Here is a 21,988-nt window from a genome sequence, read left to right as displayed (position 1 = left end):
ATGCCGCAGACGCAACCGGGGAGATCGGCCCCGAGCCATCTTGGCCTTGCCGCGCCCGTTTTCTATGGCTCGATGCGATGAAACCCGATGGTCCCCCGATCAGCCCTTCCGGAATGGCTGCGCTGCGCGCCCGCTACGACCACCTGCTCGGCACCGAACGCCCGGCGATCGTCGAGATCGTATCGTGGGCGGCAGGCAACGGAGACCGCTCCGAAAACGGCGACTATCTTTATGGTCGCAAGCGGATGCGCGAGATCGACCGTGAACTCGCTTTCCTCGCCCGCCGGATGAAGGCGCTGCGCGTGGTCGATCCCGCGCAGCAGGCCGAACGGGGCAGGATCTTCTTCGGCGCCAGCGTGGAACTCGCCGACGAGGACGACGAGCGCCTCACGCTCACCATCGTGGGCGACGACGAGCAGGATGCAGCCCGTGGCCTCATCGGCTGGAGCGCCCCCATTGCCCGTGCCCTGCGCGGCGCGGGGGTGGGAGACCTGCGCACCGTTCGCCTGCCTTCCGGAGAGAAGGAATGGGAAGTCATGGCGATCACTTACCCCGCCGGCTAGCCCGACTGCGGCACTGGGGACATTGCGCGCCTCCGGCACGGGGACATTGCGCGCCTGGGGCACGGCGCCATTGCACCCCCTGCCTCTTTGCGCCTATCCGCCGCTCATGCACCTGACCATCGAAGCGATCGCCTTTCTCATGGGCATTGCCCTGCTTGCTGGCACGATCGATGCGATGGCGGGCGGCGGCGGGCTGCTGACGATCCCGGCGCTGATGGCGGCCGGCGTGCCGCCGGTCTCGGCGCTCGCCACCAACAAGCTGCAGAGCACGATCGGCACGGGCTCGGCATTCCTGACCTTCCATCGCGCGGGCAAGGTGGACCTGCGGGCCTTCGCGCTTCCCGCCCTCGGCGCGTTCCTGGGATCCATGGCGGGCGGCACCGCCGTGCAGTTCATCGACCCCGGGTTCCTGGCCGCCTTCGTCCCGGTGCTGCTGATCGCCATGGGCCTCTACTTCCTCCTTGCGCCGCCGATGAGCGAGGTGGACCGCCATGCACGGATGGGCCGCGCGGGGCTCACCATCGTGATGACGGGGATCGGCTTCTACGATGGGTTCTTTGGGCCCGGCACCGGCTCGTTCCTGACGACGGCGCTGGTGGCGCTGGGGGGCCTCGGCCTGGTGCGGGCGATCGGCAACACCAAGTTCCTGAACCTTTCCACCAACGTGGCGGGACTGCTGGCGATGATCGCGGGCGGAAAGGTGCTGTGGTTGCTGGGCGCGGGCATGGCTGCGGCGAACGTCGTCGGCAACCAGCTGGGCGCGCGCCTCGCCATCCGGTTCGGCGGCAAGGGCGTCCGCCCGCTGCTGGTCGTGATGTCCTTCGCGCTGACGGTGAAGCTCCTGTCGGACCCCGCCAATCCGCTCTGGACCCTCTTCCAGAGCCCCGCGTCAGGGGCCATTGTATCGACCACTCTCGCCCCGCCCGCCCGATGATCCGCCCGCTTGCCTGCCTGCTCCTTGCGGCCGTGGTGCTTGGCGGCGCTGCGGCCGATGCGCGCGAGAGCCTCGGGCTCTACGGCGGATGGGGAGCGTTCCGCGACCCGCTCGTCCCGCGTTGCTATGCGATCGCCATGGCCGAGCCGAACGCCAGGGCGCGCGACTACCAGCCCTATGTCGCGATCGGCACGTGGCCCCGGCGCTCCTCGCGCAGCCAGGTGCACTTCCGGCTCTCGCGCCGTCTGGCGAGCGGCAGGCCGGTGACCCTTCGCATCGCGGACCGGCGCATTGTCCTGACGGCCGGGGAGGCGGACGCCTGGCCGCGCAATGACACCGACAATGCCGCGATCGTCGCCGCCATGCGCTCGGCGCGCACGATGACCGTCAGTGCACGCGATGCAAGAGGACGTACCTTCGCCGACAGCTGGGCGCTGCCGGGCGCCGCCTCGGCCATGGACGCGGCACTGATCGCCTGCGCACGGCTGCGCTGATCCGGCGCGATAGGCAAATGGAAAGGGCGGAGCCTCGCGGCCCCGCCCTCCCCTCCGCCATGAAGGCCGGGTAAATCAGAAGCGAACGCCCACGCCCGCCATCACCTGGTGACGGTCGAGGTCGAGATCGAAGCGGTCGCCGTCCGGGAAGTCGTTGCGATAGTCGAGCTCGCCTTCCTCGTAGTTGGAGTAGCGGTACTCGAGCTTGGCGAAGACGTTGTTGCTGATCGCCTGCTCCACGCCGGCACCGATCCGCCAGCCGTCGGCGTCGATGTCGCGGTTGGTCTCGATGGAGCCGCTGGCGTTGTTCACGTCGAACTTGGCGTTCGTGTAGCCGCCCTTCGCGTAGATCATGGTCGTGGGAGTCACGACGTAGCCGAGACGCGCACCGACGTAGAGGTCGCGGTTGGTCTTGACGTTGCCAAGACCGAACCCTTCGAAGTCGCCGTCATCGAAGCTGGTCTTGGCGGTCGACCAGGTCACTTCGGCTTCCGGCCCGACAACGAAGTTGTTGAAGCGGAAGTCGTAACCCGCGCCCACGCCATAGGCGAACCCGTCGATCGACTGGTCGTTGTCCTCGTTGACGTCGTCGTCGACACTGCTGCCGGCCTTGGTCACGTCGTATCCGGCAAGCGCCTCGACGTGGAAGCCCGAGAACGGGTCAACCGGGCCTACGTCCTGTGCCATGGCGGGGATGGCCGAAGCCATTGCGGTGCCGGCGGCAAGACAGACAAGGATCTTCTTCATAAAGGTACTCCGATCATTCGACACGGCGGTTCTTCCGCCTTTCCACGAGGTGGGATCATCCACCCTGGACTGGTCAAATGCGCACGCGGATGATCAAGTTTCCTGAACGTAGTACAACGAAAACCGTGGTGTTTTTGAGCAACACTGCTGCGATAATCCGAAGAACTTGCGCGCCATGCGGCCGGAACCTGCGGGCTCCGAAAGGGTTCGTGCGGCCGCGCTTCTACGATAGGGGGGCCGCACAACGGCGATGCGCGCGATCGGCGATAGCGCACATCTTCCGTTTTCGCGTCGAATGCACTATATGGCCGCCGATCATGACAGACACGAACACCTCGACCGCAGCGGTTTCCACCGCGGCCGGCCTTACGCCGATCCCGGGCAACGTCGACCCGACGACCCTGTCGCGCCCATCGCTGGTGGACGGCGTGACCCCGCGCGAGGACGGGCGGATCGATCTCGTGGGCCTGCCCCGGAAGCGCATCGCCGAACTGTTCGAGAGCGCCGGGCTAGACGCCAAGGCCGCCAAGCTGCGCGCCAAGCAGGTGTTCCACTGGCTCTACCATCGCGGCGTCACCGACTTCGAAGCGATGACCGACATCGCCAAGACCATGCGCCCGTGGCTTGCGGAGCGCTTCGTCGTCGGCCGTCCCGAGATCGTCGAGGCCCAGCATTCGAGCGACGGAACCCGCAAGTGGCTGCTGCGCACCGCCGACGCGCACGACTATGAAATGGTGTTCATCCCCGATGCCGACCGCGGGACGCTCTGCGTCTCCTCGCAGGTGGGATGCACGCTCAACTGCCGCTTCTGTCACACCGGCACCATGCGCCTCGTGCGCAACCTGACGGTGGGCGAGATCGTGGGGCAGGTCATGCTGGCGCGCGACGCGCTGGGCGAATGGCCCAAGAGCGCGGGCGACACTCGCCTCGCCACGATGGCGGGGCTCGACGAGGATGAGGACGAGGGCTCCTACTCCGCCGATGGCCGCCTTCTCACCAACATCGTGATGATGGGCATGGGCGAGCCGCTCTACAATTTCGACAATGTGCGCGACGCGCTCAGGATCGTGATGGACGGCGACGGCCTGGCCCTGTCCAAGCGGCGCATCACGCTTTCCACCTCCGGCGTGATCCCGCAGATGGAACGCTGCGGCCAGGAGATCGGCGTCAATCTTGCCGTATCGCTCCACGCGGTGACCAAGGACGTGCGCGACGAGATCGTGCCGATCAACAAGAAGTACGGCATCGAGGACCTGCTGCAGGCCTGCGCCGACTATCCCGGCGCCAGCAACGCGCGGCGGATCACGTTCGAGTACGTGATGCTCAAGGACAAGAACGACAGCGACGAGGACGCGCGCGAGCTTGTCCGCCTGCTGCGCAAGTATGACCTGCCCGCCAAGGTCAACCTCATTCCCTTCAACCCTTGGCCCGGCGCGCCTTACGAATGCTCGACGCCGGAGCGGATCCGCAGCTTCTCGAACATCGTGTTCGAAGCCGGGATCTCCGCCCCGGTGCGCACCCCGCGCGGCCGCGACATAGATGCCGCCTGCGGGCAGCTCAAGACGGCGGCCGAGAAGAAGAGCCGGGCCGAGATTGAGCGGCTGCTCGCCGAAAAGGAAGCCGCGCTCGGTTGAGCGGGCGTTGGAGCAGAGCCGAGGCTATGCCTGGGCCGTCAGCGCCGCGACCAGGTCCCTGACCTTCTTCTGTCGCCACTGCGGCAACGGAGCGACCAGCCAGTAACCTCGTCGGCAGGGCATGGGCGAGCCGACGAGGCCGCCTTGCCCTTCGCCGACGATCCCGGCGGCCAGCAGCGCCGGCACGTGGGCCCGGCCCATCCCCGCAAGCGCGGCGGCAATCGCCTGCCCGGCGTCGCCCACGGTGATCTGGGGTTTGGCGTCATCGTCATCGGCATTTGCAGCGCCAGTGCCGCCCTGGCTGTCCGCAGCCGCAGGCTCGTTCCGGTCGGCTGGGGCGGGGTCCCCGGGCCAGGCGATCCAGTCTCCTGCACCCACCTCTACCCATTCCGCCGTGCCGAGCGCCACACCCTCGAGCTCACCGGGCCCTTCGGTCCAGCGCACCGCAAGGTCGAGGTTGGCTTCGGTGAAGTCCGTCATTTCCCCGTCGACGATGACATACTGCACTTGCGGGTTGGCGGCGCGGAAAGCCGCGAGGCGCGGCGCCAGCCAGGCGGCGAAGAACTCACGCGGGGCAGCGATGGTGTAGACGTGGCTGGACTGGCCTGCCTGCATCGCCTGCACCGCTTCCTCGAAGTGGAGGAACCCGGTACGCAGCGCGGCAAGCCCGGTGCCTGCCTCTTCGGTCAGTTCGAGGCCCTTGCTGGTGCGGCGGAACAGGACCACGCCCAGAAGGTCCTCGAGCGCACGGATCTGCTGGCCCACGGCCGCCGGGGTCACCGCCAGCTCGTCGGCCGCGCGGGTGAACGAAAGGTGCCGGGCGGCGGCGTCGAAGACGCGAAGGGCGTTGAGAGGCAGGTGCGTGCGCTTCATGCCGCTTCCCTATGCGCAGCGGACCGCACGGGCAACCCGGTGGCGCAGCTCAGCCTGCCGTGGCGGGCGCGGCGAGCGGGAAGAAGGGAATGAGCGCGGTGAACTCGCGCCCGTCCGCCCGGGCGAAGGTATAGTGCCCTTCCATCGAGCCCTGGGGCGTGGAAAGCGGGCAGCCCGACACATAGTCGTGGCTGCGGCCATGGGCGATCACCGGCTGCTCGCCCACCACGCCTTCGCCCTCGATCACTTCCACATGGCCCCGTGCATCGGTGATGCGCCAGTGCCGGGTCATCAGTTGCAGCGTCTCTCCGGTCTCGTTCTCGATCCGGATGTGGTAGACCCAGAACCACTTGCCCGCTTCGATGCGCGACTGCTCGGGCAGGAAATTGACGGCGACGCGCACGGTCAGGCCGTCGGTGATGGCTGTATGCTGGAACAGTTCCTTCATGACGAACGCAGCCTAACGACGATTGCGCCAGGCCACAACCCGTTGAGCGCGCGCGTTACAGCCCCACTTTTCGGAGCGCCTGGTCGAAGTCCTCGATCAGGTCGTCGGCATCCTCGAGGCCGATGTTGATGCGCAGCATGCCCTCGCCGATGCCCATGGCCTCGCGCGCCTCGGGTCCCATGTTGTGGTGCGTGCTGGAGGCCGGATGACACATCAGCGACCGCGAATCCCCAATGTTGTTCGAGATGTCGATCAACTCAAGCGCGTCGAGCAGCGCGTGCGCCTGTGCACGGCCGCCATCGAGCACGAAGCTGAAGATCGGCCCGCAGGCGTCCATCTGCTTCATCGCCAGCGCCTGCTGCGGATGGCTGTCGAGCCAGGGGTGCAGTATCCGGGGCACGCGCCCGGCGACGAACTGGCCCACCTTGAGCGCATTCTCGCTCTGCTTTTTTGCACGCAGGTCCAGCGTCTCCAGACCCTTGAGCACGACCCAGGCGTTGAACGGCGAAAGGTTGGGTCCGGTGTTGCGCTGGAAAGGCATCAGCTTGTCGTTGATGAACTCCGCCGAGCCGCAGACGGCGCCCGCAAGCACGCGGCCCTGCCCGTCCATCAGCTTGGTGGCGGAATAGGCCACCACGTCGATCCCGAACTCCATCGGGCGCTGCAGCGCGGGGCTGCAGAACGCATTGTCGACCACCGTGGTGATGCCATGCGCCCTCGCGATCGCGGCAACCCCGGCCAGATCCGCGATGTCCATCGTCGGGTTCGCGGGCGTCTCGAAGAAGAAGACCTTGGTGTTGGGCCGCACCGCCGCTTCCCATTGCGCAAGGTCACCGGCATCGACCACGGTCACCTCGACCCCGAAGCGGGGCAGCAGGTGATCGCCCAGCCAGCGGCACGAACCAAACGCGGCCCGCGCGGTCACCATATGGTCGCCCGCCGAAAGCTGGCAGAGCAGAGCGGCCGTCATCGCCGCCATACCGGACGCCTGGGTGCGGCACGCCTCCGCGCCCTCGAGCAGTGCGATCCGCTCCTCCAGCATCGCCACGGTGGGGTTCTGCAGGCGCGAGTAGGTCATGCCCTCCTCCTCGCCCATGAAGCGGGCGGCGACGGTGGCGGCATCGTCGTAGGAAAAGCCCGAGGTGAGGAACAGCGCCTCGCTGGTCTCTCCCATTTCCGAACGCCAGGTGCCACCGCGAATCGCGCGGGTGGCCGGGCGCCAGTTGCGGGTCTTGGTGCGGTCCTGTCCGGTCGTGCGTTTCATGGCCTCCGCTCCTACGGGCGCACGCGGCCGAGCGCAAGCGGGTGGCGGCGCAGGCGGATTGGCTCTCAAGCGGGCGGGAGGCGGGGCCCGGCCAGGCGCTTGCCGAAACCGCCGATCCCCCTTATCCCGCCCGTCCGATGCCCAGACCCGCCAGACAAAACCGCGATCCGCTCGGCTGGTGCCTGCTCATGGCGCTCGCCTTCGAAGCAGTGGTGCTGTGGCGCATCGGCGTTCCCACGCGCTACTACTTCGACGAGATCCACTACGTGCCCGCGGCGCTCAAGCTGCTGGAACTGATCCCGGCGAACCGCGAACATCCGCTGTTCGGCAAGGAAGTCATCGCAGCGCTCATCCACCTTCTGGGAGACCGCCCGCTGGCCTGGCGGCTTGGGCCCGCGCTGTTCGGCGGGTTCGGGCTGTTCGCCTTCGCGCGCCTGACATGGCACCTGACCCAGCGCCGCCGCGCCACCCTGCTCGCGACGGCCCTGCTCGCCACCAACTTCATGTGGTTCGTGCAGAGCCGCATCTCCATGCTCGACATGATCTCGGCGGGGCTGTGCATGACGGGACTGTGGCAGTTCGCCGCTGCACTGCGGGCAGGAAGCACCGGCACGGCGCGCTGGCATCTGGTAGCCAGCGGGCTTGCACTCGGCCTGTCGCTCGGCGCGAAGTGGAGCGGCGCGCCGGCGCTGATGATGCCCGGCCTCGCGTTCCTCGTCCTGCGCCTCCGCGAAACCGGTCCGCTGCGCATCGGCAGGCGCAACGCCGGAACGATCAGGGGCGTGACGCTGACGGAGGCAACCTTCTGGCTCGGACTGTTCCCGCTGGCCATCTACTGGGCGACGTATCTGCCCGCCATGTTCTACCCGCACCACGCGGTGTCGCCTTGGGGCGTGATCGAGCAGCACGAACTGATGATCCGCCTGCAGGACAGCGTCAGGAAGCCCCACCCCTACCGCACTCACTGGTACCAGTGGATGGCCGACTGGCGGGGCATCTGGTTCCTGTTCGAGAATGTCGACGGGGCGCAGCGCGGCATCGTGATGCTCGGCAACCCGGTCTCGATGATCGCGGGGCTCTTCGCACTCGTATGGGGCCTGTGGGTGGCAATGTTCAGGCGGCGCACGGACGCGCTGGCGTTCCTGGTCCTCTATGCCGCGACGCTGGGCATGTGGATCGTCAACGGCAAACCGGTGCAGTTCTACTATCACTACCTGCTTCCAGGCGCCTTCCTCATGGGCCTGCTCGCCCTTGGCATCGATGCCCTGCTGGAGCGGCGGGACCGCTGGCGCTGGCTTGGAACCGGCGTGTTCGCGCTCTCGCTCGTGATGTTCGCGGTGTTCTACCCAATCATCTCGGGCTGGCCGCTGCCGTTCAAGAGCGCCTACAACTTCTGGATGTGGCTGCCGAGCTGGCGGTGAGCGGTAAGCGGCGGGCGGAGCGGCAAGCCGGCCCGCCCTTGACGCTTCACGCCGCGACCCGCTGCCCATCCCCGCCTTGCGCCAGCATCGCCTGCCAGGCATCGAGGCGCATCGTATCGAGATACTCGCGCTGCATCTGCTCGGTCAGCACCTCGACCATGCGGTTGCCCTCGATCCACAGCTCGACGACGCCGAACGCGCCGCCGCGCTTGCGGTACTTCGCGGGCCAGCCCTCGCGCGTGGCGATCGCGAATATCTCCGCCTGGGAGCGGCGAGTGGCCATGGCGAAGTGGGTGGCGGAAAGCCCGCCCTCGCCCGGAACGCCCAGCGCATCGGCGTCCCCTGTCGCCTCGACCAGCTGCGTGCCGCGAGGGTAGACCTCGACCATGGTGTTGCGATCATCGCCCGCGTGAGCGAGCCAGCTCCCCTCGGCGATGGGCGGGAACGGCGTCGCATGCCCTCCCATCAGCTCAGCCAGGACTTCGGCGACGTGGCGCGGATCGCGCGCGTCGATGGACACGTGATAGATCATGCAAGTTCTCCCGCAAATTTCGATCGCGGGCGAAAAGACCATTGCAGCGGCTACGACAAAGGGATTCCGACAAACAACTTGCGTTCGCCGACAGGTAACAGAACTTTTACTTGATTACGCCGTCCTGAAACGGTTCTTCGCTTCCCGCACGAGCGGGAAGCGACAACGACTCAGTACTTGCCCCATACGAACTTCGACGAGAGCGCGAAGTTGAACACCGAGGCGAGCAGCACGCCCACGACGACCGCCAGCACGTCATGGAAGCCGATGGTCTTGAGCACTGCGGCAGAGCCGATATTGGTCAGCAGGCCCAGCGAGCAGGTCAGCGCGAACTGTGCCCATCCCCGCATCAGCGGGCCGAAGCCACGCAGGCGCTTGTCGGAATAGGTCAGCTCGTTGTTGAGCACGAAGTTGAACGTCATCGCCACGACCGCCGCGATCGTGTTCGATATGTTGAAGGTCATGCTTTCCGACCAGTTGCCGTAGACAAAGCGCTCGCCGAAGACGAGGTGAAGCATCACCCACAGCACCGCAAGCTGCACCACCACGCCCATGGCGCCCACGGTGCCGAACAGCGCGAAGCGGGTGGGGATGATCCGGCCAAGCCACTTGTCATAAAGACCAACGAGGAATTCGAACACTACGGTCTGGTCCAGCTTGCTTTCGCCTTCCGCGCGGGCGGCGAAGTTCAGGGGGAATTCCTTGACGCGCAGCGGGGTGTCCACCGTCGCCAGGATGTCGAGCAGGATCTTGAAGCCCACGCCCGAGAGGCGATGCGCGTCGGCGCGAAGGGTCTGGGTGCGCAGCATGAAGAAGCCGCTCATCGGGTCGGTCAGCTCCACCCCCGTCACCTTGTTGGCGATGCGGTTGGCAAAGCCCGAGGCCTTCACGCGATCGGGACGTCCCCAAGCCTCGGTGCTGGCCCCTTCAGCGAAGCGCGAGGCATAGGCGAGGTCGTATTCCCCCGAGGTGATCGCCGCGAGCATTCCGGGCAATAGTTCGGGATCGTGCTGGTGATCGGCGTCCATGACCGCGACCACGGGCGCGGCGGTGGAGCACATGCCCTCGATCGCAGCGCTCGCCAGGCCGCGGCGGCCGATGCGCTGGATGCAGCGCACCCGCGGATCCAGCAGCGACAGGCGGCGGGCCTCGTCGGAAGTCCCGTCGGGGCTGTTGTCGTCGACGTAGATCGCTTCCCAGGCAATGCCGGCCAAGGCCTTGTCGAGTCGCTCGACCATCGTCGCGATGTTCTTGCGCTCGTTGTAGGTCGGCAGGACTACCGCCAGCTCGAGCGGCCTTGTCCCCGCCAGCACAGTTGGCGAAGCAGCCCTTGCCCCGGCTTGTGCCGCCTGCCCGAGATCGGTAGTGGTGATGTTCATGCGCCCTGAACTAAGTGGTAAATATCAAGAAACGATTATTGCGTATCGGCGCAACTCTTACAGCCGTGCGATGACGGCGTCACCGATTTCCTTCGTGCCGGCCGAACCGCCAAGGTCGCCGCCCTTGACCCCGTCGGCCAGCGCCGCAGCGACGGCCGCCTCGATCCGCGCAGCCTCGGCTTCCATGCCGCAGGAGTGGCGCAGCAGCATGGCGGCCGAGAGGATCGTCGCCATCGGGTTCGCAAGGCCCTTGCCCGCGATGTCCGGGGCGGAGCCGTGGATAGGCTCGTAGAGGCCGAAAGCGCCTTGCGCCCCGTCCGTCTCGGCAAGGCTTGCAGACGCCAGAAGGCCGATCGAGCCCACGCACATGCTGGCCTGGTCCGAGAGGATGTCGCCGAACAGGTTGCCGGTGACGATCACGTCGAAGGCGCCCGGGTTCTTCACCAGCTGCATCGCCGCGTTGTCGACGTACATGTGCGTCAGTTGCACATCGGGATACTGCGCCGAAACCTCGATCACCACATCGCGCCACAACTGCGAGGTCTCGAGCACGTTCGCCTTGTCGACCGAGCACAGCTTGCCCCGGCGGCCCTGCGCCGCCTTGAAACCGGCGTGGGCGATGCGCCGCACCTCGTCCTCCGCGTAGGACATCATGTCCCATCCCTGGCGCCGACCGTCCTCCAGCGTGCGGGTGCCCTTCTCGCCGAAGTACACATCGCCATTGAGCTCGCGCACGATCAGCAGGTCGATCTTTCCCGCGACTTCCGGGCGAAGGGTGGAGAGATCCTCCAGCCCCTTGAACACGGTTGCGGGACGCAGGTTGGCGAACAGGCCGAGTTCCTTGCGCAGCCCGAGAACGGCCTGTTCAGGGCGCAGGGCGCGCTCGAGATGGTCGAGCGAGAAGTCGCCCACGGCACCGAACAGGATGGCATCTGCAGACCGCGCGATCTCCAGCGTCTGCGCGGGAAGCGGATGGCCGTGCTTGCGATAGGCCGCACCGCCGACATCGCCCTCGACCAGCTCCAGCCCGTTGATCTCCAGCGCCTGCAGCACGCGCACCGCCTGCTCGGTGACTTCGGGACCGATACCGTCTCCAGCAAATACCGCGATGCGCATGCGTTTTCCCGCCCTTCCAGCTAGCTTCCGATCCTTCCGAGCCGCTCGCGCAGCAAGGTGCGCGACGCCATAACGTCTCTACGGCGATCGGCAAGCGGGTAGCGGGCCAATTCGCGCCCAACCCGATCGAACACGTCGAGCAGCGCTTCCCAGTCGTCGCTTGCCGGGCGCTTCACCGCGACGCCGTAGCCCAGTTCGCGCAGCAGCAGGACTTCGTAGCGCACGAGACCCAGAGCCCACCCCCGGGCGGAAGGCGCCACGCAGATCGCCTCGAGCACGCCCTCGAGCGCATCGTAGAGCGCGGGAAAGGGCTGGCGCTCGGGCAGGACGGCAGCGGAAAGCGCAGTCACCCAGCCGATGGCGGCGGCCGGAAGCGGCTCGGCCAGCCAGGGCGCGCGGCTCTTGGCAAGCTCCACGCGGGCAAAAGGGAGCTGGCTCTCGGACCGGGAGCGGACTTCGGCGTCGAGCGTGTTGCCCGGGATCAGCACCGGCCGTAGCTGCCGGCCGCGCCCTCCGGCCACGTAAGCACCAACGAGCCCGTGCTCGGCCGTCAGCAGCCGGGCGATTGCGGCGCTTTCCCCATGCGCAAGGGAAGCGCAGACAAGGGCGGGCGCGCGGAAGTGCATCGCCGCCCGGCAGGGATCAGATGGAGGTGTTCTGCTTCGCTTCGAGCGCGTCCAGACGAGCCTTCAGCGTCTCCACCTCGGCGCGGGCGGTGGCCGCCAGTTCCTTCACCGCGTCGAATTCCTCGCGGCTGACGAAGTCCATGTCGCCCATGAACTCCTTGAAGCGTTCGCGCGCGTTTTCACGCGCTTCGCGGCCAACGCCCGCCAGCGTGCCGGCGGCACTGTTCATCAACTTTACGAAATCGGCGACGAAGGGGTTTTCGCTTTGCATGGCATCCTAGATGGAACTCCCGCGCGATCCGCGCAAGAGGGTTCCGCAAAGGAGGGTCAGATCTCGAAGCGCTCCACCGCGCCCGAGCGCTGCACGCCGTCCATCCCGGGATTGGCGCTCAGGAACGCGAAGTTGAGATAGGCGGCAAACGCCAGCCACACGAGGTACGGCAGCAGCAGAGCCCCCGCCATCGGCCGGATCCGCCAGAACAGCACCGTCGTGGCGCTCGCCGCCAGCAGCATCGCCACGATGACGACCAGCGCCACCGACATGAGGTGGGCGCCGAAGAAGAGCGGCGACCATGCCAGATTGAGCGCGAACTGCACGGCGAACGTGCCTACCGCAAGCCCCCGCCCCCGCGCGCCCCGAGCGGCCAGGACGAGCGCGAGAGCCACGCCGAGCATGATGTAGAGCAGCGTCCAGACGATCCCGAAGGTGGCGGGCGGCGGATAGGCGGCAGGCTTCACCAGTTCGGCGAACCAGGGATTTTCCGGCCCGCTTTGCGCCGTCCTGCCCGACAGGAAACCCAGCAGGACGATGAGGGGAACGCAAACGAGCAGCCACCGCATGAAACCGGCACGCAACTGGCCCGACGAGGCTAGCAGGTTCATGGGCGCGACATTCTCCGAATCAGCAGGTGGCCAGCAGTTCTGCGCGGGTTGTGGAGCGGGCTTGGCCTGTGCGCAATCTTTGCCACGCGACTACTCTGCGCGTTGTGCCGAAACGAGAAACTCCACGTTTCCTTCCGGACCCTTGATCGGGCTCTCGACGATGCCCTGGATCGTCCAGCCGCCCTGTTCCAGCCATTCGCGCACTTCGTTGCACACCCGCTCGTGAAGCACCGGGTCGCGCACGACGCCGCCCTTGCCCACTTCGGTCCGCCCCACCTCGAACTGCGGCTTGATAAGGGCGACAAGCTGGCACCGCGGTGACGCCAGGCGCAGCGGCACTTCCAGCACCTTGGCAAGACCGATGAAGCTGGCGTCGCACACCACCCAGTCGCACGGCGCATCTATCTCGGCAGGCGTGAGTATCCGCGCGCTGGTCTGCTCCAGCACGGTGACGCGCGGATCGCTGCGCAGCTTCCACGCCAGCTGATTGGTGCCCGAATCGACCGCAAAGACCCGCGCCGCGCCGTGGCTGAGAAGAACATCGGTGAAGCCCCCCGTGGAACTGCCGATGTCCATCGCCACTGCGCCTGCCGGATCCAACCCGAAGTGCTCTATCGCATGGGCAAGCTTGATCCCGCCGCGCGATACCCAGGGATGGTCACGACCCCGCACTTCGAGCGGTGCATCGTCCCTGAGGCTCTGCCCGGGCTTGGAGATCTTGCCCTCGCCCGAGAAGACGAGACCGGCAAGGACCAGCGCCTGCGCGCGCGTTCGGCTTTCGGCAAGGCCGCGATCGACCAGCAGCTGGTCCACTCGCGCCTTGGCGGCGAGCTTCGACTTTTCGACGGAACGGGGCTTCGATGGGTCGGTCATGCACCAGTGTACACTTGAGAAGGGCCGCGCGTCATTCCATACCAGAAGGATGAAGGCAAATTCGCGCAGGCGCGCTACCGCTTCCCGCTTCCCGAAAGACAGGGCTGTCGTCACCACCTCGCTGTTCGCGGCGCTTGCCGCGATAGGCGTCGCCGCCTGCGTGCCGCCCCCGCCCGCGACGCCGGCGCCCGCACAGGCGGCAGGGCCCAGCGCGCCGGTCCGCCCCGCTCCCCCTCCGCCCCAGGCGGGTGACTGGCGCGATGCCCCGCTGACGCCGGGCGACTGGAGCTACGCCGCCAATTCCGCCGGATCGACCGCCAGCTTCGGAGGCGTGTTCAGCCTTTCCTGCAACCTCCAGTCGCGAACGGTGACGCTCACGCGCGCCGCCACCATGGCACGCGCAGCCCCAGCGTCGATGGGCGTCATCACTTCCAACGCGAGCCGAACCCTCGCCACGACAGTGGCCGCAAACGGGCTGGCCGCCGCTCTTCCCGCGCGGGACCCTCTTCTCGATGCCATGGCCTTCAGCAAGGGCCGCTTCGTGATCGCCGTCAGCGGCGAGCAGACGCTGTACGTGCCGAGCTGGACCGAGGTGACCCGCGTGGTCGAGGACTGCCGCTAACGCCTTTCCATGCGGCCGGGCACGGCTTCCTGGATAAGCGTTCCAGACTGTGGAAAACCGGCCCGAGCAGGTCACGCTTTTTGCGTGCAAAGCCACTGTAAAGCAGCGGAAATCCGGGCGGAAGCGCAGATCATGACGCCAAAAAAAATGATTGCAAGACTTGTTGTGCGATGCACGATGAGCCACATTTTCAACAGGACGACGGGACCCGGGAAACGCGCCCGGGAGTTACTGAAGTCCATGCCGCTTCACGGCGGCGAACCTTGGCTCAACAGCGCGAAAGGAGGTGATCCGATGTCTCATGGTTCAGCAGAGAGGTCGGCAATTTCCGTCGCGAGGCATTATCGCTGATTTCACGCGATAAAGGCTTCGCTGGCGGCACTTCCCGGCCGCTGACCATGCGAAGGGCCGTACCGGAATGCCGGTGCGGCCCTTCTCATTTGCGGCGCCTAGCTGGCATGCTAAGAGAAGAAGCGCGAGAAGCATAATTGCTTTTGGGTTGCGCCTTGCGAAATTTTCGTTCAACGGCGCAATCCTGTTGCAGACAGAGGAATACGTTCGATGGCGACCATCGCCGATGCCGGCCTGACTTTCACCACCAGCGCCCACCCTGCCCCGACCAGTGCGCAGACCCGCAGCGATGTGCTTGCGAACCCTGGCTTCGGCACCAATTTCACCGATCACATGGTCACGATCGAGTGGACGGAAGGCAGGGGCTGGCACGATGCGGTGATCGGCCCGCGCCAGCCCATCGCACTGGATCCGGCTGCATCGGTACTCCACTATGCGCAGGAGATCTTCGAAGGGCTCAAGGCCTACAAGCAGGCCGACGGGGCGATCGCGCTGTTCCGTCCCGAGGCGAACGCCGCGCGCTTCAACCTCTCCGCCCAGCGCCTTGCGATGCCCGAGCTTCCCGAAGCTCTCTTCGTCGAAGCTATCGAGCGGCTGGTCGCTCTCGATCGGGACTGGATCCCCGAAGGCGAAGGCAGTTCGCTGTACCTGCGCCCCTTCATGATCGCCACCGAGGCGTTCCTGGGCGTGCGGCCGGCCAAGCAGTACAAGTTCATCGTCATCGCCTCGCCTGCCGGCAACTACTTCAAGTCGGGCGCGCCTGCGGTCTCCATCTGGGTAAGCGACTATACCCGTGCCGCGCCAGGCGGTACCGGCGCGGCCAAGTGCGGTGGAAACTACGCCGCCAGCCTCGTGCCCCAGGCCGAGGCGATCGCCCGCGGCCACGATCAGGTCGTCTTCCTGGATGCTGCCGAGCATAAGTGGATCGAGGAGCTGGGCGGCATGAACCTCTACTTCGTGTTCGAGGACGGCACCCTGCTGACCCCCGCGCTGACAGGAACCATCCTGCCCGGCATCACCCGCGACAGCCTGCTGGCGCTCGCCCGCGAAGAAGGGCTGAACGTCGAGGAAGGGCGCTACAGCCTCGACCAGTGGCGCGAGGACGCGGCCTCGGGCAAGCTGGTGGAGACTTTCGCCTGCGGGACCGCCGCAGTCGTGACGCCGGTCGGACGGGTGGCGGGCCGCGATGGCGAGTTCACCATCGGGACCGGCGGTCCCGGCCAGCTCACCGGCAAGCTCAAGAGCCGCCTCGTCGCCATCCAACGCGGCGAAGCGCCTGACAGCCACGGCTGGATCCGCAAGATCGGCTGAGGAAGCGCCGGCTCGCCCCGGCACGCCCGGGACGCTTGCTGTTGATGGGTTACCCTGCGTCGACGGCGTAGCAGCGCCGGTGGATGCGCTTGCCCTCGTGCACCGGCGGTTCCCGGCACCGGCATCGAACCGGCGCGTGCTGCCTTGTCCCGGCCGTAGGGCGAACTTACCTGTGGGCGGCAATCCCTCTTTCAAGGAGCACCCACGATGGCCGATCCCGTTTACACCCCGCCCAAGGTCTGGACCTGGGACAAGGCCAACGGCGGCGAGTTCGCCAACATCAACCGCCCGATCTCCGGCGCCACGCACGAAAAGGAACTTCCGCGCGGGAAGCACCCGATGCAACTTCACTCGCTCGGCACCCCGAACGGGCAGAAGGTCACCATCATGCTCGAGGAACTGCTCGCGGCCGGGCACGCCGGGGCCGAGTACGACGCCTGGATCATCAACATCGGCGAAGGAGACCAGTTCTCCTCCGGGTTCGTGGGCATCAACCCCAACTCCAAGATCCCCGCCCTTCTCGACTGCTCCGGCCCGCAGCCCGTGCGCGTGTTCGAATCGGGCGCGATCCTGGTCTACCTTGCGGAGAAGTTCGGCATGCTCCTGCCGCAGCAAGGACCTGCCCGCGCGGAGACCCTTTCGTGGCTGATGTGGCAGATGTCGACCGCCCCGATGCTGGGCGGCGGTTTCGGCCATTTCTACGCCTACGCTCCCGAGAAGTACGAATACCCGATCAACCGCTATGCGATGGAGGCCAAGCGCATCATCGACGTGGCCGACCGCCGCCTTGGCGAAACGACGTATCTTGCCGGCGAGGACTACACTATCGCCGACATAGCCGCCTGGTCCTGGCTCTCCCGTCTGGCACTGGGCGAAGCCTATGGAGATGCGGCGACTTTCCTCGGCATGGACGAATACGCCAACCTTCGCCGCTGGGTGGACCTGATCGGCGCACGCGAGCCGGTGAAGCGCGGCTCGGTCGTCAACCGCAAGGGCGAAGGCTTCATCGCCGAACGCCACAGCGCGGCCGACATCGACGCGGTCCTCGGCGCCCGGGGATGACTTCCCTGGGATAACTCGCCTTAAAGGGCCTTTTCAGCATGCCCATAAGCCGCTAAGCGGCGCCTCTCCGATCGGCCTTTCGCGCTTGAAACCGATCTGCTGGGGCGTCGCCAAGTGGTAAGGCACCGGTTTTTGGTACCGGCATTCGCAGGTTCGAATCCTGCCGCCCCAGCCAAGCATTGAGCTATCTTCGTGCGACGGCGTTCAGTGACCACGCCATCCTTTTCGCCGCTTTGCGCTTCCTTCGGGTCGAGGCCGCTCAGGCGCCTACCGAACCGGACGGCCTCGACGGTGACTTCTCGAACAGCCCTCTTACGAAACGCTCCATCGGGCGCTCGATCCAGCGATAGGAGATCGCGGCGGCGAGGAGCGAGCCCGCGATCGTCACGGCGACGTATGCCACGCCCAAGCCCGGCGTGATGCGTTCGCCGAACATCTCGTCCGAAACCTTGGCGACCACCAGCAGCACGAGGATGTGGACAAGGTACAGGCTGTAGGAAATGTCGCCTAGCCAGGACAGCACCCCTTTCCTGTTCTCCGTCTGCCTTGCGAATACCGCGATGGCGACCACGGCGCCTGCCGCTGCCCAGGATCCGAAGCGCCAGTCGTAGATATTCCCCGGGCCAAGCACCCGAACGGCAACCAGCCAAATGGCGATTATCCCGAGAATGAGCGGTATGTGGCCGGGGAAATCCGTCGGCTTGCGGCTGCGGTAAGCAAGCCCGATCAGCACCCCTATCAGAAATTCAAGCAAGATCGCGCTCGTCCAGAAGTGGAACGGACCGGAGTGGATGAACATGCCTGCGATCGGAAGTGCCACGAGCGCTGCGCACAGAAGAGCCATGCCGGTGCTGCGGCGGAATGCCAGACACGCCGCAAAGATCACGTAGAACATCATCTCCAGTTCGAGCGTCCAGCCCTGCCCCAGGATCGGCCGAAACCTTCCGGTGCCGTCGTCCAGCGGGATGAAAAGGAAAGATGTGACGATCTCCATCGCCGCAGGCGGTTTGCCGGCCGCGATGAGCAGGGCGATCAGGACTGCCGTGTAGAGCCAGTAGATCGGCACAATGCGGGCCATGCGCCGGATCATGAAGCTGCGACTGGAACCCGGCGCGCCGAATGCATCGTGCGTGACGCCGACCATGATGAACCCCGATATGACGAAGAAGATGTCGACCCCGACGCCTCCGTCGATCAGGAAGCTGTCATCGCCGAACACGCGCTTCTGCGCACTCTGGAGAACGTGGGCGAGCAGGACCACGAAGGCCGAGATGCCTCGCAGCTGCTGGATGTTGGTGAGATACCGCGTCTGCAATCTGGAGCCTCGCGCTAGGGCCCGGTAGCGAATGGACTTGTCCCTAAGTCGCCGACAACGACTTCCCTTACCTCTTGCCCTCCTGCGAACCGGAAGGCGGCATCGCGTTCCCCTTCTGACTAGTTGTTCCTGAACCCGGTCGTGGGAACCTCTATGCCCGCGTAGATGCGGAACAGGTACCAGGCGTAGGCAGCTATCAGGAGAGCACCGACGGTCAGAACTATTCGAAGGGCGACGCGGTTGGGACGTTTTGGATCCTTTCGCAAATCAGGCCTTTCATTTCATGCACTTGCCGGGGCGCATTACGATCCGCGCTCCGCCCGCCTCCGATGATGCAGGTGCGACCTGCCTGACAGTTAAATTCATGAAATGTGCCATAAAGACAGAGCAGCCCTGACGATCCGGAGGACGCGGCGGGAAGCTCGCCCGAGCGATACCTGCGGCCCGTCAGCGTCCGGGTTTCGACATCGCTCCAGTGACTGCGCTAGCGCTTCGAACAGGGCGATTCGAACACGCGCAGGGAGACAGGTTCCAATGAAGATCGACAACACCCTGGCGGCCGTCGTCACCGGCGGCGCCTCCGGTCTTGGCCGCGCCAGCGCGCAGGCCCTTGCCGACGCCGGCGTCAAAGTGGCCGTCTTCGACATCAGCGAGGAAGCGGGCGTAGCCTTCGCGCGGGAGATCGGCGGGGTATTCTGCAACGTCAACATCATGGACGAGGACAGCGTCGAGGCAGGCTTCGCCAGAGCGCGGGAGGCACATGGGCAGGAGCGCATCGTCGTACACTGCGCCGTCGTTGCGGGCGGGGGCAAGACCGTCTCGTTCGACAAGAAGACCGGCGCCTACAAGCGCACCGCGACAGAACAGATCGCCAGATCGGCCGAGGGCATCTTCACCGCCTCCTATCGGGTCGCGTCGATCGCAGCCCTGGGCATGGCGAATGCCGACCCGCTCAACGATGACGGTGAGCGTGGCGCGATCATCCTAACTTCCTCCGCCGCCGCACAGGACGGGCAGGTCGGGCAAGTCGCCTACGCGGGCGGCAAGGGTGCGGTGAACGCGATGGTCCTGCCGATGGCGCGCGACCTCATGGACCTTGGCATTCGGGTGAACGCGATCATGCCCGGTACTTTCGCCACGCCCCCGATGCTGCACGTGAAAGAGCAGGCGCCCGAGGTGTTCGAAGGCCTTGGCAAGGCTGTCCCCTTCCCCCGCCGCCTCGGCAAGCCGGAGGAGTTCGGCTCTCTGGTCATGGAGCTTGCACGCAACACCTACTTCAACGGTCAGTGCATCCGTCTTGACGGCGCGATCCGGATGCCACCGAGGTAGGACCATCGCGGTGGCCGTGGGCGAAAGACAAGGCCGGAGCCGGGGCAGCAGCATCCGCATGCCGGGGCCGAATGCCTCTGCCACTATCACCTCCCACTGGAGGCGCTCAGGCGACTTTGAGGCGCTGGCGCATCATGCCCTCGTCCATTATCGGCGCACCACGCAGGTGGCCGAGGCGAACCCCCGTGCAGGTCATCTTGAAATGGGTAAACTCCTCGTACCAATCGAGCCCCTGCGCCGATTTCCCGCTGACCTGCTCCCACAGCGCTATCGTTTCCTCGCGCGTGCCCATGCCTTCCAGGTGGGCTCCATGGCTTGAGTTCCTTCCGTGCATCGTCTCGGCCAGCGTACAGAACCAGGCGAGGTCATGAAGCGCCCCGCCCAGTGAAGGCTGCTCCCAGTCCATGACGGCCACCACGTCGAAGTGCTCGTCAAACATCATGTTGCCGATCCGCGCGTCTCCCCAGACAAGGCCTTCGGGACCTTGCGTAGGGCGGGTCGCCGCGAGCCGCGCCAGGGCATCGCGCAGGACCGGCTGCGGCGCCGTCTCCTCCAGCCATGCGGTGAAACGCTCGTACTTGTCCCACTCCTGCGCCAGCCCGCGCTCGGCGCCCGCGGGCCCTTCGAGGAAGTCGGCTGCGGCGACCGGCACATGCTGGATGAGCGCCAGTTGCTCCACCGCGCCCCGCCAGAGCCGGCGGCGTTGCTCGGGCGTCGCTTCGCGCAGCCATCCCTGGCGCGCGTAAGGAGGGATGGAGACGGGCACGCGGCCCTGCTTCTTCTCCATGACGAAGAACGGATTGCCCAGAATCGCCGGATTCTTCTCGAACCAGAGAGGACGGGCGACGCGCACGGCGCCATCTTCGGCCAGGAGCTTCATCACCCGGTACTGCTCGACAAACAGGTCGTCGGGAAAGACGGTGAAAGCCCGCGGCTTGATCCGCACGACGCAGCCTTGCTCGACTGTCTTCGTGCCATCCATCCATGAGGCATCGAACAGGATCGTCTCGTGGCTTTGCCCGGCACCGCGAGGGTAAGCGAGGTTCGTGATGGCCACTGGCCCGCCGCCGGGCACTTTTCCCGAAAGCCAGTACGCTAGACGAAGCGCCAGTTTTTCAAGATCCCTCGTCTCGGGGGCAACGATCACTTCCGACAAGGCCACTCTCCCGCAGTTCGCTAACGCCGATCGACGTTCGGAATCGCGAATTTATTTTCTCATTATGAGTAAAACGTGAGGAAGTTCAGGTCAAGCAGAGGTGCCCGCGTGACCACATTGCTTGGCTCGAAGGCCCGTCAGTCGTCGAAGGGTTTGCCCGAAAGGTAGCCGGATATCCGCTCGCAGGTTTCAGCGAGGCGCGCTCCTGCGCGCACGACCGCATTGCCGGTCATCCCGCCGTGAAAGCCGGCCATGACCAGCGCCATCACCACACGGTTATGGCCATCGTAGACCGGCGCCATGATCGCCATCAGCGGGTAGCTTCGCGCTGCCTCGATCGTTAGCAGCGGCACGACCGGCGGGTCCTCCGTGCCCGATCGCATCCCGACACCGTCATCATCGCCAGCGCGACGGACCAGCGCCGTGAAGCCGCTGCTGCGGGCGAACTCCAGACCCGCGCCGAACTGCGCCTTCTGTTCCTCGCTCAACGGGGGTGTGGCGCGCGCGGCCCAGGCTTCCGCATCCTTCTGGGAACGCGCGAAGAAAGTGATCGCCTGGATCCATCGCAGCGGCATGCGTGTGCCCAGCGGCACGGGATAGCCGATGTGGCTGAGCGATGCCGCCCGTTCGCGCAGGTGGATGATGTCGCCTTCCAGGAAGTACGCCCCGCAGACGACGTCGAAGTCATCCGCAATGCTGCGCATCTCGGGCTGGGCGACCTGAAGCGGCGAGAAATGGTCGGCAGCGGTGCGACCGATTGCGGCGAGCGCCGGGCCCAGCACATAGGTCTTGTCGGTGGTCCGATAGAGATAGCCGACATCGACAAGGCCGGTCAGCAGGGCATGGCAGGTCGCGCGGCTCAACTTCAGGGCACGAACGAGGTCCGTCAGCGCAAAGGCTTGTCCGGGGTGATCGGCAATGAAATTGAGGATGGCAGCCACGCGGGCGACACCAGGAGAGGAACGCGACATGTGAGCTTTCGCCATTTCGAACAATTGCGCCTAAGGCCAACGCTCCCCGCCCGTCAATAGACAGCTGCCGCCGCCATGTATCATC

General features: G+C 66.0%; 23 protein-coding genes and 1 tRNA gene. 10 read left to right on the top strand and 14 right to left on the bottom strand.

The genetic code is table 11. The features are described from left to right. Positions 1 to 77 precede the first annotated feature (77 nt). The 3 genes from greB to GR702_RS14685 all read left to right on the top strand — a co-directional run bounded on the left by greB (position 78) and on the right by GR702_RS14685 (position 1,991). Positions 78 to 563, top strand: a complete 486-nt coding sequence (greB, locus tag GR702_RS14695) for a transcription elongation factor GreB (protein ID WP_160986645.1) — start codon at positions 78 to 80, stop codon at positions 561 to 563. Between the two features lie 70 nt (positions 564 to 633). Next, positions 634 to 1,497 (top strand): TSUP family transporter, encoded by an 864-nt coding sequence (locus GR702_RS14690; RefSeq protein ID WP_237449722.1) that lies wholly within the window; start codon positions 634 to 636, stop codon positions 1,495 to 1,497. Continuing rightward, a complete protein-coding gene (locus tag GR702_RS14685; protein ID WP_160986644.1) occupies positions 1,494 to 1,991 on the top strand; it encodes a hypothetical protein in 498 nt (165 codons plus the stop codon). The genes GR702_RS14690 and GR702_RS14685 overlap by 4 nt, the downstream gene beginning before the upstream one ends. Before the next feature lie 75 nt (positions 1,992 to 2,066). Here GR702_RS14685 and GR702_RS14680 read toward each other — a convergent pair whose 3' ends face one another. Next, positions 2,067 to 2,738, bottom strand: coding sequence for an outer membrane protein (locus GR702_RS14680; protein WP_160986643.1), 672 nt, complete (start codon positions 2,736 to 2,738; stop codon positions 2,067 to 2,069). A gap of 317 nt (positions 2,739 to 3,055) precedes the next feature. Here GR702_RS14680 and rlmN point away from each other — a divergent pair, with 317 nt between their 5' ends. After that, the gene (gene rlmN, locus GR702_RS14675) at positions 3,056 to 4,372 is read left to right on the top strand and encodes a dual-specificity RNA methyltransferase RlmN (protein WP_160986642.1); all 1,317 of its coding nucleotides are present in this window, start codon (positions 3,056 to 3,058) and stop codon (positions 4,370 to 4,372) included. A 24-nt stretch (positions 4,373 to 4,396) separates the two neighbouring features. Here the strand turns inward: rlmN and GR702_RS14670 are convergent, their stop codons facing one another. From GR702_RS14670 to GR702_RS14660, 3 genes are read right to left on the bottom strand one after another with little or no spacing between them, the layout of a single operon-like run. Then, a complete protein-coding gene (locus GR702_RS14670) occupies positions 4,397 to 5,245 on the bottom strand; it encodes a LysR family transcriptional regulator (protein WP_160986641.1) in 849 nt (282 codons plus the stop codon). Positions 5,246 to 5,294: 49 nt separating this feature from the next. Continuing rightward, a complete protein-coding gene (apaG, locus tag GR702_RS14665) occupies positions 5,295 to 5,693 on the bottom strand; it encodes a Co2+/Mg2+ efflux protein ApaG (RefSeq protein ID WP_160986640.1) in 399 nt (132 codons plus the stop codon). A 55-nt stretch (positions 5,694 to 5,748) separates the two neighbouring features. Next, positions 5,749 to 6,957 (bottom strand): trans-sulfuration enzyme family protein, encoded by a 1,209-nt coding sequence (locus tag GR702_RS14660; protein ID WP_160986639.1) that lies wholly within the window; start codon positions 6,955 to 6,957, stop codon positions 5,749 to 5,751. Between the two features lie 41 nt (positions 6,958 to 6,998). Here GR702_RS14660 and GR702_RS14655 point away from each other — a divergent pair, with 41 nt between their 5' ends. Beyond that, positions 6,999 to 8,378: a phospholipid carrier-dependent glycosyltransferase gene (locus GR702_RS14655; RefSeq protein WP_337192614.1), complete on the top strand. Its 1,380-nt coding sequence runs from the start codon at positions 6,999 to 7,001 to the stop codon at positions 8,376 to 8,378. Between the two features lie 46 nt (positions 8,379 to 8,424). Here GR702_RS14655 and GR702_RS14650 read toward each other — a convergent pair whose 3' ends face one another. From GR702_RS14650 to GR702_RS14620, 7 genes are all read right to left on the bottom strand, one after another. Then, positions 8,425 to 8,910: a hypothetical protein gene (locus GR702_RS14650; RefSeq protein WP_160986638.1), complete on the bottom strand. Its 486-nt coding sequence runs from the start codon at positions 8,908 to 8,910 to the stop codon at positions 8,425 to 8,427. Positions 8,911 to 9,080: 170 nt separating this feature from the next. Continuing rightward, on the bottom strand, positions 9,081 to 10,289 hold the full coding sequence (locus GR702_RS14645) for a glycosyltransferase (RefSeq protein ID WP_160986637.1): 1,209 nt from the start codon (positions 10,287 to 10,289) through the stop codon (positions 9,081 to 9,083). 57 nt (positions 10,290 to 10,346) lie between these two features. Then, entirely contained in the window at positions 10,347 to 11,405 is a 1,059-nt protein-coding gene (leuB, locus tag GR702_RS14640; RefSeq protein WP_160986636.1) for a 3-isopropylmalate dehydrogenase, read from the bottom strand. Between the two features lie 20 nt (positions 11,406 to 11,425). Then, a complete protein-coding gene (gene recO / locus GR702_RS14635; protein WP_160986635.1) occupies positions 11,426 to 12,031 on the bottom strand; it encodes a DNA repair protein RecO in 606 nt (201 codons plus the stop codon). A gap of 16 nt (positions 12,032 to 12,047) precedes the next feature. After that, positions 12,048 to 12,302, bottom strand: a complete 255-nt coding sequence (locus GR702_RS14630; RefSeq protein WP_160986634.1) for an accessory factor UbiK family protein — start codon at positions 12,300 to 12,302, stop codon at positions 12,048 to 12,050. A gap of 56 nt (positions 12,303 to 12,358) precedes the next feature. Further along, positions 12,359 to 12,913: a TspO/MBR family protein gene (locus tag GR702_RS14625; protein ID WP_160986633.1), complete on the bottom strand. Its 555-nt coding sequence runs from the start codon at positions 12,911 to 12,913 to the stop codon at positions 12,359 to 12,361. Between the two features lie 90 nt (positions 12,914 to 13,003). Next, complete coding sequence (locus GR702_RS14620; RefSeq protein ID WP_160986632.1) at positions 13,004 to 13,786, bottom strand: TlyA family RNA methyltransferase; 783 nt, start codon at positions 13,784 to 13,786, stop codon at positions 13,004 to 13,006. 49 nt (positions 13,787 to 13,835) lie between these two features. On the opposite strand from GR702_RS14620, the gene GR702_RS14615 reads away from it, so the two are divergent. From GR702_RS14615 to GR702_RS14600, 4 genes are all read left to right on the top strand, one after another. Beyond that, the gene (locus GR702_RS14615) at positions 13,836 to 14,408 is read left to right on the top strand and encodes a hypothetical protein (RefSeq protein WP_237449721.1); all 573 of its coding nucleotides are present in this window, start codon (positions 13,836 to 13,838) and stop codon (positions 14,406 to 14,408) included. A 561-nt stretch (positions 14,409 to 14,969) separates the two neighbouring features. Further along, positions 14,970 to 16,070: a branched-chain amino acid aminotransferase gene (locus tag GR702_RS14610; protein WP_160986631.1), complete on the top strand. Its 1,101-nt coding sequence runs from the start codon at positions 14,970 to 14,972 to the stop codon at positions 16,068 to 16,070. Between the two features lie 207 nt (positions 16,071 to 16,277). After that, the gene (yghU, locus tag GR702_RS14605) at positions 16,278 to 17,132 is read left to right on the top strand and encodes a glutathione-dependent disulfide-bond oxidoreductase (RefSeq protein WP_160986630.1); all 855 of its coding nucleotides are present in this window, start codon (positions 16,278 to 16,280) and stop codon (positions 17,130 to 17,132) included. Between the two features lie 100 nt (positions 17,133 to 17,232). After that, positions 17,233 to 17,307, top strand: a tRNA-Gln gene (locus tag GR702_RS14600). Between the two features lie 84 nt (positions 17,308 to 17,391). Here the strand turns inward: GR702_RS14600 and GR702_RS14595 are convergent. Next, entirely contained in the window at positions 17,392 to 18,447 is a 1,056-nt protein-coding gene (locus GR702_RS14595) for an acyltransferase family protein (RefSeq protein ID WP_160986629.1), read from the bottom strand. 534 nt (positions 18,448 to 18,981) lie between these two features. Here GR702_RS14595 and GR702_RS14590 point away from each other — a divergent pair. Beyond that, the gene (locus GR702_RS14590) at positions 18,982 to 19,776 is read left to right on the top strand and encodes an SDR family oxidoreductase (RefSeq protein ID WP_160986628.1); all 795 of its coding nucleotides are present in this window, start codon (positions 18,982 to 18,984) and stop codon (positions 19,774 to 19,776) included. A gap of 106 nt (positions 19,777 to 19,882) precedes the next feature. Here the strand turns inward: GR702_RS14590 and GR702_RS14585 are convergent, their stop codons facing one another. Both GR702_RS14585 and GR702_RS14580 read right to left on the bottom strand, forming a co-directional pair. Then, positions 19,883 to 20,938, bottom strand: a complete 1,056-nt coding sequence (locus GR702_RS14585) for a phosphotransferase family protein (RefSeq protein WP_337192613.1) — start codon at positions 20,936 to 20,938, stop codon at positions 19,883 to 19,885. A gap of 131 nt (positions 20,939 to 21,069) precedes the next feature. Next, the gene (locus GR702_RS14580) at positions 21,070 to 21,903 is read right to left on the bottom strand and encodes an IclR family transcriptional regulator (protein ID WP_160986626.1); all 834 of its coding nucleotides are present in this window, start codon (positions 21,901 to 21,903) and stop codon (positions 21,070 to 21,072) included. Positions 21,904 to 21,988: the final 85 nt, after the last annotated feature.

Origin of the sequence: Novosphingobium silvae, from assembly GCF_009856825.1 — a bacterium.
GTDB lineage: Bacteria > Pseudomonadota > Alphaproteobacteria > Sphingomonadales > Sphingomonadaceae > Novosphingobium > Novosphingobium silvae.
The sequence above is the reverse complement of the archived record's forward strand: the minus strand, read 5'-3'. Positions and strand labels throughout refer to the sequence as shown.

Bases quoted from the DNA above. Each gene is read 5' to 3' on its own strand.
- greB (WP_160986645.1), top strand. From the start codon at position 78: ATGAAACCCGATGGTCCCCCGATCAGCCCTTCCGGAATGGCTGCGCTG.
- GR702_RS14685 (WP_160986644.1), top strand. From the start codon at position 1,494: ATGATCCGCCCGCTTGCCTGCCTGCTCCTTGCGGCCGTGGTGCTTGGC.
- GR702_RS14680 (WP_160986643.1), bottom strand. From the start codon at position 2,738: ATGAAGAAGATCCTTGTCTGTCTTGCCGCCGGCACCGCAATGGCTTCG.
- rlmN (WP_160986642.1), top strand. From the start codon at position 3,056: ATGACAGACACGAACACCTCGACCGCAGCGGTTTCCACCGCGGCCGGC.
- GR702_RS14670 (WP_160986641.1), bottom strand. From the start codon at position 5,245: ATGAAGCGCACGCACCTGCCTCTCAACGCCCTTCGCGTCTTCGACGCC.
- apaG (WP_160986640.1), bottom strand. From the start codon at position 5,693: ATGAAGGAACTGTTCCAGCATACAGCCATCACCGACGGCCTGACCGTG.
- GR702_RS14660 (WP_160986639.1), bottom strand. From the start codon at position 6,957: ATGAAACGCACGACCGGACAGGACCGCACCAAGACCCGCAACTGGCGC.
- GR702_RS14650 (WP_160986638.1), bottom strand. From the start codon at position 8,910: ATGATCTATCACGTGTCCATCGACGCGCGCGATCCGCGCCACGTCGCC.
- GR702_RS14645 (WP_160986637.1), bottom strand. From the start codon at position 10,289: ATGAACATCACCACTACCGATCTCGGGCAGGCGGCACAAGCCGGGGCA.
- leuB (WP_160986636.1), bottom strand. From the start codon at position 11,405: ATGCGCATCGCGGTATTTGCTGGAGACGGTATCGGTCCCGAAGTCACC.
- recO (WP_160986635.1), bottom strand. From the start codon at position 12,031: ATGCACTTCCGCGCGCCCGCCCTTGTCTGCGCTTCCCTTGCGCATGGG.
- GR702_RS14630 (WP_160986634.1), bottom strand. From the start codon at position 12,302: ATGCAAAGCGAAAACCCCTTCGTCGCCGATTTCGTAAAGTTGATGAAC.
- GR702_RS14625 (WP_160986633.1), bottom strand. From the start codon at position 12,913: ATGAACCTGCTAGCCTCGTCGGGCCAGTTGCGTGCCGGTTTCATGCGG.
- GR702_RS14620 (WP_160986632.1), bottom strand. From the start codon at position 13,786: ATGACCGACCCATCGAAGCCCCGTTCCGTCGAAAAGTCGAAGCTCGCC.
- GR702_RS14615 (WP_237449721.1), top strand. From the start codon at position 13,836: ATGAAGGCAAATTCGCGCAGGCGCGCTACCGCTTCCCGCTTCCCGAAA.
- GR702_RS14610 (WP_160986631.1), top strand. From the start codon at position 14,970: ATGGCGACCATCGCCGATGCCGGCCTGACTTTCACCACCAGCGCCCAC.
- yghU (WP_160986630.1), top strand. From the start codon at position 16,278: ATGGCCGATCCCGTTTACACCCCGCCCAAGGTCTGGACCTGGGACAAG.
- GR702_RS14590 (WP_160986628.1), top strand. From the start codon at position 18,982: ATGAAGATCGACAACACCCTGGCGGCCGTCGTCACCGGCGGCGCCTCC.
- GR702_RS14580 (WP_160986626.1), bottom strand. From the start codon at position 21,903: ATGTCGCGTTCCTCTCCTGGTGTCGCCCGCGTGGCTGCCATCCTCAAT.